Raw genomic sequence first — 12,755 nt, forward strand, 5'->3', positions numbered from 1 at the left:
AGGAATAGGGGTCGCCTTAGTCCCCGGCAGGGGCAGCCGGATCGGCCGAGCGGCTGTAGAGCGGGGTCAGCGAGACCAGATCGACAATAGCATTGCGGTCCAGCTTTTCGCCGGCTGCCGCGTCGTCACCGGCCATCAGGGCCAGGAGTGTCGCATCACTCTTGATGCGTTCCACTTCCTCAAGGGCGGTTTCCTTCGACTCCGGCAATTCTGCGGCTCGCTTGGCATCCTTCAACATTTTGGTGCACGCTGCTGCAGGGTCATTTGCATGAACCAGATCGGAGATGGCCGGATAACAGGCGAGCAGGCGCCAGGTTTTGGGCCATTCCGTCATGATGATGATCCAGCGGGCGAGTTGCAGCCAGCGGGCGTTGTCGGACTCCCATTTGCTGCGCTGATGGTGCGCAACGGCGTTGTACATGGAGACGGCGTTTATGATGCGCTTGATCTGACGCGGGTTGGAGGGCAAGTGCTCGGCCAGCGGCTCAAGACGGTGGGAAGCTGCCACATCGTCGGTTGCCGAGTGGATCGCGAGTTCTTCACGTACCAGGCTGGCCGTTATGGTTTCGCTTTTGAGTGCATCCTGCAGGTCCAGCCGGTCCTCGGATTTGCCAAGCTGATCGGCGATGCGGCGCAGGTCGGCGGTGATGGTGACGCTATCTCGCTTCGTGGGAGCCGTGACTTTCAAACTGTCCTGCACGATCGCTCTGACTCGCTCGACGGTTTCTGGCGCAACCTTATCCTTTGTTTCAGTAGCTTCTTCAGCTTTTTCGCCAAGCAATTGAAAGCGAACGTATTCTTTTTGCTTCTCCTCTGGCAGGCCAGGCAAGATGAACGACATCTGGATCGCCTTTTCCACGAACCGTGCGCCGAAGCTCTGCTCTGGCCCAACGCTGACCTTGCTCATGTCCTTGTGGTAGACCTCGAAAGCGCGCTCGATCCAGTCGCGGTCACCGAGGACGACAAAGGCAACGCGCGGACTGCGCAAAAGGGTCTGAATGCCGCGCACGAGATCAACGATGAATTCAGGGCTGCACCTGTCGAGATCGTCAATCACGACAAGGACAGGGCGCTTCACCCGCTTCATGGTCTTGTAGAAATGCCGGCGGAACCGCTCGAACGGATCACCGCTCCCGAGCGACAGCCGTTCTGCCAGCGTATCCGTGCCCGGCCTTATGGACTCGGTGAAAAGCGCTCCAAGTCCCCACAGGAAGCTGACGCCTGTGAGCCCGCCAAGCAGAAAGCCGATGCCGTCTCCGACGACAAGTCCGACCTTGGCTTCGTCGCCCTGTCCGAAGACGTCGATAATTCCAGCCGACGCCAGGCCGGCGAGGAGGGCCACACTCACCAGCGCTGTCAGGAACAGCGTTGTTACTTTCGGGTTTCCGATACGCCAGCTGATCTCGGGCACCCAGAGGCACATCCTGAGATATTGGCGTTTCAGCCAACCCGGCTTTGCTGCGGCCTCTTTGTTCAGCTCTTCTGGCGCCCAGCCTTCGTAGATGACCGAGTCAAAACAGCGTTTGCGGATGGTCTGGTAGAACACCCACCAGGGCGGTTTGACATGTTGGGCCTGCCACGCGTTGAAGGGCACGACGATCCAGGGACGCCTGGCCGCGTCCGGCCAGTCGCGGCCATCTCCCGTGCCTTCTGACGCCTGTAGAAACACCGCCGGAGGGATTTTTCCGGCATAACGCTTGGACAGGAAGGAGTTTTTGCCGTGGGTGTAGCCGCATGGATTGAGAACCCGCGACAGGAAGTTGGCGAAGGTCGTCTTGCCACCGCCCCACGGGGCATCAAGGTGAAGAACGAAACCCGCGCGCGTGTTGCTGCGGCCCCGGTCAAAAAAGTAATTGTGCTGTTCGCCGGACGGGGCATCTGTCTCTTCGACACCGGTCCAGTACGTTGCCTCATAAAGAGGCTGTTCGTCAGATTGGCCGGAATTCTTGGTTTCTTTGGGCAAGGCGCCGTTGAGTTCGCACCAGATCCGGTGCAGCCGCCGTCCAAGTGCGATCGCCAGCACACCTCTTCCCAGATCATCGCGTTCGGTTTCCGCATCGTCCGGATTGAAGTCCGTTTCGGTGCCGGGAGAAGCGTCGCCGCTGCCTGTGCCATCGACACCTTGACTGCCCGTGCCCGACCCTGCTGCTCCGGTTCCCTCTTCCGCTCCTGTGCCTACGTTTGTGTTTGCGCCGCCGGCCAGGTCGCGCTCGATGATGTTGCGCTGATCTTCTGAGAAAATGGGTGAGCGGTCTTTTTCCCTGAGCAATGCATCGAGCCTGAATGCCTGTTCAATCGGCAGATCAAGAATGGCGCCTCGAAAGACTTTCCGGTCAATCCCTGCCGCCTTGATGGCTTCCGCACGGGGAATCAGGTCGTCTTCGAAAAATTCGTGCACCTCGGTTGGAATGCGCTGAATACCGTTCTCGGTCTCGATTGTGAGCGAGGATACGTGCCCGGTTCCAACAACGCCGCCTTTTTGTGTGGTGCGCCAATAAACAACCTGATCACCCAAGCTGAAGTTTCTCGGCAACGATTTGCCGGTCTTCCAGCGGAGCGTCGAACCTGGTGTCGCGGTTTGCGTCCAGTTGGAAACCCGGTCGCCGTCATTGTATTGCAACAGCCAGACGTTGGGGATGGACTCCTCTGCAGAGCTCGCCGAGGTTTGGGAGGATGTCGTTGTTTTCTGCCCAGAGAGCTGTGCTTTCTCGGCCTGCCAACGCAATTCGTTGAAACGGACAACGACTTGCTCCGACCCGCCCTTTTCAAAGAGTTCGAGAAGATGAAGAAGTTCCGGATTGATCGCATCCGCGCCTTCTTCCCACATCGGCTCCGGCAGGGTCACACGAGCCATTTCCAGGGTGATATCGACCGGTGGCAGGCCGGTGACCCGGTCGTCATACCAATCCGTCCAGGTTTCCCAGCTTTGCTTGCGTTCGCTCAGGTGCCGCTTCAGGTTCTCCCATGCCTCGGCAATTGCAGAAGGAACAGAGCTGCCCTGCCAGAGTTCAGTCTGAGCCAGGCGGACCGGCGAGGCTCCCTCCCTCAATTGGCGAACATCGTTTTCGTACGCGGCGCTGGCAATCTCGCTATCAATATAGATGGCCTGTAGCGTCGCCCCGATCGCGATTTCCAGACTGGCGCTTGCAATGGAGTCGCCGAATCTCGGATCGATTGAACTTTGCCCAGATCGGACTTCGGCAAATGCTGCGTCGGCCGCGTGATATGCTGATTGAACAGCAGGGTTATCCGTTTCGGAACTGCGGAAGTCGGATGTCAGGCCGAATGTCTGATTGAAGTCTTCTTCAGAGCAAACGAATGCGAATGCGGCGTTGTTCTGCCGAAAGGTCTTCAGGACATTGAAGAGCCGACCATCTTCACTTTCCAGTTCCCAAAAAAGCAACGGCAGGGCGCGCAGGGAGCAGCGAACGGCAATCGCAGCGGACACGCTTCTTGGCTGCCCGCGTAGCCAGGTTTCAAGTTCTCCCAGATCAATCGGCTGGATTCTTGCAGTCACGTGTCTGCTCCCCCGGGATTCAGCCTATACGGGAAGCCTGTTGAGGGGCAATAGCGGTCCGGATCGGGAAACAATCACGCCTTTATAGTTGCCAGCGCTTGCCGAACCTGACCTTGAAAGCGCAGGATAAGGACCGCCGCTTCAAGACAGGCAGGAGACAAGATGTCCGTGGACCCGCTTGAAATCGTCGCCGGCTTGCCGTGCTGGTCGGGACCTGTTGATCCCGAACCGCTTTCGGGCGGGCTTACCAATACGAACTTCAAGGTCCGCGACGCCGGGCGTGATTTCGTGGCCCGGATCGGCGGCGACATCCCTGTCCATCAGATCATGCGTTTCAACGATATCGCTGCCAGCAGGGCGGCGTTCGAAGCCGGTCTGTCACCGGCGGTTCACCATGCCCAGGACAATGCCATTGTCCTCGATTTCATAGAGGGCAGGACACTCACGGAAGAAGACGTCCGTGACCCTCTCACTCTGCCAATGGTCCTTGAAATCCTGCGCCGCTGCCATCACGAAATTCCGCGGTTCCTGGCCGGGCCGGTGATGGCATTCTGGGTCTTCCATGTGCTGCGCAACTATGCGCGGATCTTGCGCGCGGACGGGAGCGGGTATGTCGACCTTCTGCCGGAATTGGGTGAACAGGCAGATCACCTTGAAGAAGTTATCGGCCGCATCCAGATGGTTTTCAGCCACAACGATCTTCTGGCCGCCAACCTGATCGACGACGGCAGGCGCATCTGGTTGATCGACTGGGACTATGCCGGGTTCAACTCGCCGCTGTTCGATCTTGGAGGCCTGGCATCAAACAGCGATCTCGACCCGGACCAGGAACTGCTGGCCCTTGAGATCTATTACGGCCACGAGCCGGACAAGCTTCTCTTGCGCCGGTATCACGCCATGAAATGTGCTTCGCTGATGCGCGAAACGCTCTGGTCGATGGTGTCGGAGCTGCATTCCGGCCTCGAATTTGATTACGCCCGCTTTACGGAAGACAATCTCGGGCGCTATCACGAGGCTTATGCTGCCTTCAGGTCTCTTGATTGAGACGAGTGCACCGGTATTGGAAGACCTATCGGTGTGACGAGAGTGAACTGGTAATCGAGAGCGAACCGGATGGCCGACTACGACAGGAACCCGTCTCCCTATCTTCAGCAATCGGTTTCTGACAATCCCTACAGGCTGCTTGAGTGGACTGTCTTCATGGACGTCCTCGGACCGGTTACCGGCAAACGGGTTCTGGACCTCGCCTGTGGCGATGGCCGCCTGACGCGCATTCTGGCCCATGGCGGCGCTGCAGAAGTGCTCGGGCTCGATATTTCTGAAGAAATGCTCGATCGCGCAAGGGCCCAAAATGCCGAGGGCGAAGCAGAAGCGTTTCCGGACAAGGTGACTTACGCAGAAGTCAGCGCGGCCGACGCAACTTTCGAGCTGACGCCCCCAGTGGATATCGTCACCGCGATGTACCTGTTTCATTATGCGCAAAGCGTGGACGAACTTGACCGAATGGGAGAGATGATCGGCCGGAACCTTGGGCCGGGCGGCAGGTTCGTGACCTATACGATCAACCCGGACTACGACTTTTCAAGTGCGCCGGACGACATGGAAGCGCGGATCGGGTTCAAATACCGCATCATCGACCCGCCGGCACATGCGCTCGTAATCAAGGATTTCGAAGTGCCGATCTGGCAGTGGAGCCGCACGCGGCACGAGAAAGCGCTCAGGAAAGGCGGGCTGACCGACATCCGCTGGCATCCGCTCAGGTTCCCGCCTGAACAGCGTCACCATGTGGTCGGCTGGGCCTGGTACCTCGACAATCCGAGCTGCATCGTTCTGTCGGCAGCAAAGCCCGGGTGAGGGACGGGCATCGCTGGAGCACGTCGCCTTCGCATTTTTCAGGCTGGCCAAGTCAAATTCCGAAGCCCTTCCGACATCTCGTTGACATACACATTCGTAACGGTACCTAATTGAAGTATTGCATTTTATTCAAAGTGTAAGTTGAGGGTTTTGATACTCATGTTTACCGTGCCGGAACTGGCGGCTGATGCGCTCGGCGATTTCCTGACTGCTTACGTCCAGCGCCGCTTCGGCCAATCGGACCCCGAACTTGCCGAGCTGGTTCCGTCGATCGCTCGCATTGCGATGGAGTGCATCGGCAACAGTGACGCGCTTTACCACAATATCGAGCACACGATGTTGGTCACACTGGTGGGCCACGACATTCTGCGTGGACGAGCGCTTCACTCTCACATGGCGCCGGCCGACTATGCCCATGTCATCGTCGCCTGTCTGACCCACGACATCGGTTATGTCCGGGGCATCTTGCCGGGCGACGATGAAAACGGATTTGTCGTCAATGAAGAGGGAGACAAGGTAAAGCTGCCCCGCGGTGCGTCTGACGCCTCTCTGACACCCTACCACGTTGACCGTTCGAAGCTTTACGTTCACCAGCGGCTCGAAGGAACCCGGCTGCTTGATCCTCAGCGCGTCGCCGAAGCAATTGAAGGCACGAGATTTCCAAGCCGCTTCCCGGATGACAGCGAGATGCTGTGCGAAGACGCCAATCTGCTCCGCGCGGCGGATTTCATCGGTCAGCTCGGAGATCCGCACTACATCCGCAAGGCGAACGCGCTTTACTACGAATTTGAGGAAGCCGGCCTCAACAAGCAGCTCGGCTACGACACACCTGCCGACCTAGTGCACCGCTACCCGCAATTTTATAGGAACAGCGTCGCGCCCTATATCCAGAAGGCGATCGAGTACCTGAAAATCACGGCGTCGGGCCGTCAGTGGATCGCAAATCTCTACGCAAACCTGATGCTCGCCGAAAAGGACATGACGCTCCTCGGTCCGCAGCGCTAAAGCTTTTGTCTGACCTAAGTCTTCGAAGTGCGAGGTGAACGCTGCGCCGTGATGCAAGGGGCATCTGCGTTGGCGGGCCCTTTTGCAGGGCTGGCCAAGTCGTCGGAACGGGAAAGGTTTCCGGCGCGTGCGAACCCCTTTATACAACTTCTGGCGAGTCGCATCATTCTGCTTCCGATATCGGCAAAGGGCTGATCGGTTTCAGGAAGGCAGGCGTCGCGGGCTAAGCGCGGCAAGCTGGGAAATAAACGCAGTTGAATTGGACCGTCGCGTCTGCTGGATAGGTTCGACAGGGTTCAGTTGAGAAAAGGTGCTCATGTCCGACAAGAAATCGAAGCTGACACCCAAGGCAATTCTCGCTGCGTCCAGCGGCAATGTCCTGGAATGGTATGACTTTACCGTCTACGGCTTCCTGGCGCCGACCCTGGCAACTCTCTTTTTCCCGTCCGAGGACAAACTGGCGGCGCTCCTGTCTGCCTTTGCCGTGCTGGCGGTGGGTTATGCGGCACGACCGATCGGAAGCGTGATTTTCGGACACATTGGAGATCGGGTCGGTCGCAAGACGGCATTGATGATCTCCGTATTGCTGATGGGCGGCGGATCCTTTTCCATTGCGGCCTTGCCAACCTATGACCAGATCGGCCTCTCGGCGGCTTTGCTCCTTGTGGCCATCCGCATCGTGCAGGGGATTTCGGTTGCTGGAGAATACACCGCGTCCGGTGTTCTGCTCGTCGAGCAGTCGAGAGAAGGGCGCAAGGCCATGACCGGAGCCTGGGTCGCCTTCGCGATGATGTGGGGTTGCGTCCTTGGGTCTGCCGTTCCGGCGGGCTTCAGCTCTCTCCTGAGTGCGGAGCAGATGTCGGACTGGGGATGGCGCGTACCCTTCGCCATCGGCGGTGTGGTCGCCATTTTCAGCGCAATTCTGCGGCTCAGCCTGACGGAGACAGCCAGACCCAAGGATCCGGACGAAAAGACCTCGCCCATCCTGCAAAGCCTTCGCTATCACCCGGCGCTGATCGGCCAGATGGTCCTTCTCCTGATACCGACTGCGGTGATCTATTTCGTGATCTATGTCTACGCTGTCTCATACCTCAGCTCGGAAGCCGGCTTCACCGCGTCCCAGGCCCTCGACATCACCACGATCAATCTCATTGTCATGGCTCTGTTTGTCCCGGTCTGCGGGATCGCAGCCGACCGGTTCGGCCTGCGTCCGGTCTTTCTTGCTGGGGCGATTGCAACGCTTGTGCTGGTCGGTCCCTGCTGGTGGCTGATGCACCGAACGGATACGGTTTCAGTGTTTGCGGGCCAGCTCGGACTCACGCTCAGCAGCACGGCCGGCTGGGCTCTCTCGGTGACAGCGCTGACGTTGACGGCCCCAGCGCACTTGCGCTGCAGCGTTGTTGCACTCGGCTACAATATCTGCATGGCGGTGTTCGGCGGGACGACTCCGGTGGTGGCGACCTATCTCGTGAACCGGACCGGCGACGACTACGCACCGGTCTATTACATCGTCATCGCGACGCTGATATCGATCCCGGTGATCTGGCGATTGCCAAAATTGCTCAGCCGGGCGGGGCACTTCGAAAGAGGTGCGAATACCTAGGATCGGATGAGTTGGTGATCTCGCATCCCGGCAATTACGTTCGTTGGTGACTTGAAGCGATATTACTCACCGACAGTCAATTTAACGCCGGTAAAGTCGTAAGGAACTGACGGACGAACCGTATCGGTCGTATAGGGATCCGCGTCTATCGCCAGAAATTCGACAAGAGACTTGCCGGAAATTGTTCCGGTTTGGGGATCGGAGACGGCTTCAACCGTGACACGCGCAATCAACCGGTCGGTCGTGGCATTCGGCGTCGTTGTAAAATCGAAGGTAATGATCTTGATCTTGTCCTTGCCGTCCTGCTTGCCCAGGCAGCGCCAGGCGCCGCGTCCATCGGAAAACGGCTGATAGCCTTCAAGACCTCCCTGTGCGCTGTCCGTCACGAAGGCGTGGCCGCCATTGGTGATCGCAATCAGACCGCGGTCAATCCGGGTTTTTCCCTCCTGTTCGGACGAACGTTTTGTCATATAGGTGCCAACCGCATCCAGACATCCGCGAATATTCAACCCGGTCTCCTGCGACACCGCGGGCAGGGGTGCGCATGCAAAGCCAAGTGCGACAAGCGAAGCGGCGAATTTGATCCGAAACATGGCGGGCTCCAGCCTTTGAACACTTTTTGGAACAAGCCCACAATGACGGCAGCAGTTGATCAGATCCAGAAAAAAGGCGCCGAACGGATCCGGCGCCTCAAAAATCTGGTGTTTGCTCTGATCGCTCCGCTAAGAGGCTTTTGCTGCCGGCAACTCGATATCGATGCCGAGCGTTGTCACATCGCCTGAGCGGTCCATTTCAAGGCGTACGGAATCGGGGTCGATTTCGACGCGCTTGGCCACGACGGCCAGGATGTCTTCCCTCAGGCTGGAGATCAGCACGGCATCGGAGCCATCATCTGCCCGTTCGTGGGCCAGGAGGATTTGCAGCCGGTTCTTGGCGACCGAGGCGCTTTCGCCTCTTTTGCCAAAGAGGCTCAGGATGTTCATGCGGCCCTCCCTTTGAAGAGCTTGCCGAACAGGCTCTTCTTCTCTTCCGGGATTGTGACCGGGATGTTCTCCCCGAGCAGCCGGCGGGTAGCTTCCATGTAGGCTTTTGCCGGCGCCGACCCTTCGTCCGAGAGTGTAACGGGGAGGCCGACATTGGACGCTTTGAGGACGTCCTTGCTTTCCGGAACCACTCCGATCAACGGGACGGAGAGGATGTCGACGACATCGTCGGTCGCCAGCATGTCGCCGGTTTTCGCGCGGTCCGTGTCGTAACGCGTGATCATCAGGTGCTTCGGCATCCTGCCGCCTTCTTCCGCCACTTTTGTCTTGGCATCCAGAAGACCGATGATCCGGTCGCAGTCACGCACCGAAGAGACCTCCGGGTTGGAGACGATGATGGCTTCGTCCGCATGGCGCATGGCGAGCGTCGCCCCCCGCTCGATACCTGCCGGGCTGTCGCAGACGATCCAGTCGAAATACATGCGCAGTTCGCCGATGACCTTCTCGACACCCTCTTCAGTGAGCGCATCCTTGTCCCGCGTCTGTGAGGCCGGAAGCAGGTAAAGATTGTTGAGTTTCTTGTCACGCACCAGAGCCTGTTTGATCGAGGCTTCACCGCGTACAACATTGACCAGATCGAAGACGACCCGGCGCTCCGCACCCATGATAAGGTCGAGATTTCGAAGGCCGACATCGAAATCGATCGCACAGACCTGGTAGCCTTCTTTGGCAAGCGCCGAGGCAATCGCGGCGGTGGTGGTCGTCTTGCCGACCCCGCCTTTGCCCGACGTGACAACAACGACGGTGGCGTTGCTCATGGTGTCCGTCCTGTTTTGTTGTGGCACCGGTCGCTTGCGGCAACCGGCCACCCGGTTAGTTCAGCGCTTCAAAGACCAGGGACTCATTTTCGAAGCGAATTTGCGCAGGTGCATTGCGAAGTGCTCCGTCAAAATCGTCCGCAACCTTGTAAAGCCCATTTATCGAGACCAGCTCGGCATCGAGCTTTGTGCAGAAAATTCTGGCATTGTCCTTGCCTGCGACCCCCGCCAGTGCACGTCCGCGCAGTGCCCCATATACATGTATCGACCCGCCGGCGATGATCTCAGCGCCCGAACTGACGGAGCCGATCACAGTCACGTCGCCGTCGGGATGCAGAATGCTCTGCCCCGACCGGACGGGTTCTGAAATAACGATCGACGCACTGTCGTCGTTGAGGGCAATCACCGCGGCTTCTTCCGGTTTGGTCGAAGGCTGGCCATCAGCCTCTTTTTCCTTCGCCTCACCGTTTGTTGTTTTTGCCGTCTTTTCAGAAGGTTTGGAAACAGTCTTGGCCGCTTCGTCAGCGTCGGCTGGTTCGGGGACCTCCACATCGGAGGCAAGCCGTCCGCCGCCGAAACTTGGTGGCATACCAGGTTTCAGCCGGGTTCCCGCAACGCCGTCGATCCCCATGACGCGGACGGAGCGCTCATTCAGTCCGGACAAAAGCTGTTCCAGATCGTCAATCGGAATATTGCTGCCCCTGACGTCGAGAATGATCGGCCGATCGATGAAAAACCCAGGCGACCGCGCAATAATCCGGTCGATTTCCTTGAACCACGCATCGAAGGGCGGTTCCGGTGAAAGGACGATCGCGATAAAGGATTTTCCCTTGAACTTCATTAAGAGGTCCGGCGGCGTTGGCAGGTCGATTGATTTGTTTGAACAAATCTAACATCAACCGCTCCCCACAATCGGGCAGCCGTCCGTTTTCCACCGATATCGATTTTGTCAAACAATTTCAGACAATTGACTGTTCAGCCTATTCGGAAATGGGATTGCTGCACCAAAGGCTCCGAAGAATTACCGAGAAGCGCATGGAGAATCATCGTTATGTTCCAGCACCCAATTCCTTTGTCGGCACAGGACTTAACTTATTTCTTGTAAAGGACTGGAATTTTGCCATATTGCAACGCACAATAAGAATATCAGAGGTGTGTGAGTGCATAGCGCCAGGGGTGAAAAATGAGTAATTTCAGCGATATAGTAAGGTATATCGGCCTCTCGACGGATGAGGCTGCTGCGGCGCTCAACGTGTCGGAAGATGAAATTGTTCGCTGGTGCGACACAAATGAAGCGCCACCGCTCCATATCTGGCAGGGGTTGGTGCGCATGCTGGACGAAATCCGCATCGCCGCCGAAGAGGCTGCCAAGTCCGCAGATCTCGACCACCTTGAGGCAACCGATCTCAACCGGATCAGCCTGACGGTTCCCGGACAGGCGGCGTCCGAGTTTGACGGGCCGAAACGGGCAGCAACGGCCCTGGCGGTCGCAACCTTGGCGCGGGTTTTCGTCTGAACAACAAATCGGCAGCCTAATTTGATGGCTTTTTGCGATGAGTTCCGGACTGTGAGACGGCATCCGGGACTTTGGCAGTCGCGCGCAGTCTGGTAACAAGTCGGCGTGGCAGCATCTTCAGGTGCTTGCAATGAGTGCAGATGACGCGAAGCGTCACGCTTTCACCTCATGTCTTTGGCCTGCGCAGATCGCGGGCCTGTTCATCGAATGGAAAAGGCTCCGGCCATGTCAGCAACGCTCAGGGGACTTGTCGCAGCGCTCGGTGCCTTCGCGTTCTTTTCAACCCATGACGCCGTGATCAAGTCGCTCGGGGGAACCTATCAGGTCTTCCAGATCATCTTCTTTTCGATGCTGTTTGCCTTCGTGCCGATGTCCATTCTCATGCTCGCCGACAAGGCTGTCGACAATTTCCGGCCGCACTTTCCGGTCCTAGTGCTGTGCCGCGCCGGGCTGAGCATTGTCGCCATGTCCTGCGGGTTTTACGCCTTTACCGTTTTGCCGCTCGCCGAAGTTTATTCGCTGCTCTTTGCGACGCCGCTTCTGGTGACGGTTCTCTCGGTGCCTCTGCTGGGCGAAACGGTTCGGATGCAGCGCTGGGGGGCTGTTTTTGTCGGTCTCATCGGTGTTCTGATTGTCCTGCGCCCAGGCGTGATCGAGCTGACACCTGGACATTTTGCGGGACTGACCGCGGCCGGTGCCAGTGCCCTGTCGTCCATCCTGGCGCGCAAACTCGGCGGCAAGGAACGGCCAGCGGTCCTGATCCTTTACCCGATGCTGCTTTCATTGCTGGTCATGTCGATGACGCTGCCGATCGTCTATGTGCCCGTCGCGCTGCCCGATCTCGGCCTGATGGCACTTGTCGGATTTCTCTCCATACTTGCACAGCTCTGCATCCTCGGGGCCTACCGCGCCGCGCCTGCCGCTTTCGTCGCCCCGCTGCAATACAGTCAGATCCTCTGGGCAACGCTGTTCGGTGCCTTGTTCTTCGCCGAAACACCGGACATCTACGTGGCAGTCGGGTCCTCGGTCATCATCCTCTCCGGCATCTTCGTTGTCTGGCGCGAAAGCCGCGAGAACGTTTCGGAAAAGACACCGGTGCTCAGAACCGCAAACCCGCGCGTCGACACGGGCCCGCAGCCCAAGTAGGGCGGGGCCATTTGTTGTCGGAGTTGCGGATCTCTGATGGCTTGAGCCTTCCGACAAAAGAGCAAGCGGCCCATCCTTCGAGACAGCGCTCACGCGCTTCCTCAGGAAGAGGGCGATTTTTGGTCAGCCGTGCGCAAGTATTTACCGGCAACAACCTCATCCTGAGGAGGGCCGTAAGGTCCGTCTCGAAGGATGAAGGTCGTTTTCGGGAAGTTGCTGCACATGAAACCTCATCCTGAGGAGCGAGCTTGCTCGCGTCTCGAAGGATGGGCCACAAAATCCGGAACTTTGAGCCGTTCCCAAACGCGGACTT

11 protein-coding genes are annotated in these 12,755 nt (G+C 58.1%); 6 read left to right on the forward strand and 5 right to left on the reverse strand.

Annotated features, from left to right (window positions below; all coding sequences use genetic code 11):
• Positions 1 to 16: 16 nt before the first annotated feature.
• Positions 17 to 3,517 (reverse strand): P-loop NTPase fold protein, encoded by a 3,501-nt coding sequence (locus tag RBB47_RS13065; protein ID WP_305986253.1) that lies wholly within the window; start codon positions 3,515 to 3,517, stop codon positions 17 to 19.
• A 162-nt stretch (positions 3,518 to 3,679) separates the two neighbouring features.
• Between RBB47_RS13065 and RBB47_RS13070 the strand changes: the two genes are divergently transcribed.
• From RBB47_RS13070 to RBB47_RS13085, 4 genes are all read left to right on the forward strand, one after another.
• On the forward strand, positions 3,680 to 4,561 hold the full coding sequence (locus RBB47_RS13070; protein ID WP_305986254.1) for a choline/ethanolamine kinase family protein: 882 nt from the start codon (positions 3,680 to 3,682) through the stop codon (positions 4,559 to 4,561).
• A 69-nt stretch (positions 4,562 to 4,630) separates the two neighbouring features.
• The gene (locus tag RBB47_RS13075; RefSeq protein WP_305986256.1) at positions 4,631 to 5,371 is read left to right on the forward strand and encodes a trans-aconitate 2-methyltransferase; all 741 of its coding nucleotides are present in this window, start codon (positions 4,631 to 4,633) and stop codon (positions 5,369 to 5,371) included.
• 159 nt (positions 5,372 to 5,530) lie between these two features.
• Entirely contained in the window at positions 5,531 to 6,376 is an 846-nt protein-coding gene (locus RBB47_RS13080; RefSeq protein ID WP_305986257.1) for a metal-dependent phosphohydrolase, read from the forward strand.
• A 316-nt stretch (positions 6,377 to 6,692) separates the two neighbouring features.
• Positions 6,693 to 7,979, forward strand: coding sequence for an MFS transporter (locus RBB47_RS13085; RefSeq protein WP_305986258.1), 1,287 nt, complete (start codon positions 6,693 to 6,695; stop codon positions 7,977 to 7,979).
• A gap of 62 nt (positions 7,980 to 8,041) precedes the next feature.
• Here the strand turns inward: RBB47_RS13085 and RBB47_RS13090 are convergent, their stop codons facing one another.
• The 4 genes from RBB47_RS13090 to minC all read right to left on the reverse strand — a co-directional run bounded on the left by RBB47_RS13090 (position 8,042) and on the right by minC (position 10,621).
• Positions 8,042 to 8,572, reverse strand: coding sequence for a hypothetical protein (locus tag RBB47_RS13090; protein WP_305986259.1), 531 nt, complete (start codon positions 8,570 to 8,572; stop codon positions 8,042 to 8,044).
• A gap of 129 nt (positions 8,573 to 8,701) precedes the next feature.
• A complete protein-coding gene (gene minE / locus RBB47_RS13095; protein WP_305986260.1) occupies positions 8,702 to 8,962 on the reverse strand; it encodes a cell division topological specificity factor MinE in 261 nt (86 codons plus the stop codon).
• Positions 8,959 to 9,780, reverse strand: coding sequence for a septum site-determining protein MinD (gene minD / locus RBB47_RS13100; RefSeq protein WP_305986261.1), 822 nt, complete (start codon positions 9,778 to 9,780; stop codon positions 8,959 to 8,961). The genes minE and minD overlap by 4 nt, the downstream gene beginning before the upstream one ends.
• A gap of 55 nt (positions 9,781 to 9,835) precedes the next feature.
• Positions 9,836 to 10,621, reverse strand: coding sequence for a septum site-determining protein MinC (gene minC, locus RBB47_RS13105; protein ID WP_305986262.1), 786 nt, complete (start codon positions 10,619 to 10,621; stop codon positions 9,836 to 9,838).
• Positions 10,622 to 10,963: 342 nt separating this feature from the next.
• On the opposite strand from minC, the gene RBB47_RS13110 reads away from it, so the two are divergent.
• Positions 10,964 to 11,296, forward strand: coding sequence for a hypothetical protein (locus tag RBB47_RS13110; RefSeq protein WP_305986263.1), 333 nt, complete (start codon positions 10,964 to 10,966; stop codon positions 11,294 to 11,296).
• A 225-nt stretch (positions 11,297 to 11,521) separates the two neighbouring features.
• Positions 11,522 to 12,442 (forward strand): DMT family transporter, encoded by a 921-nt coding sequence (locus RBB47_RS13115; protein WP_305986264.1) that lies wholly within the window; start codon positions 11,522 to 11,524, stop codon positions 12,440 to 12,442.
• Positions 12,443 to 12,755 lie beyond the last annotated feature (313 nt).

The sequence above is a fragment of the Roseibium sp. MMSF_3544 genome (assembly GCF_030732845.1).
Lineage (GTDB): Bacteria > Pseudomonadota > Alphaproteobacteria > Rhizobiales > Stappiaceae > Roseibium.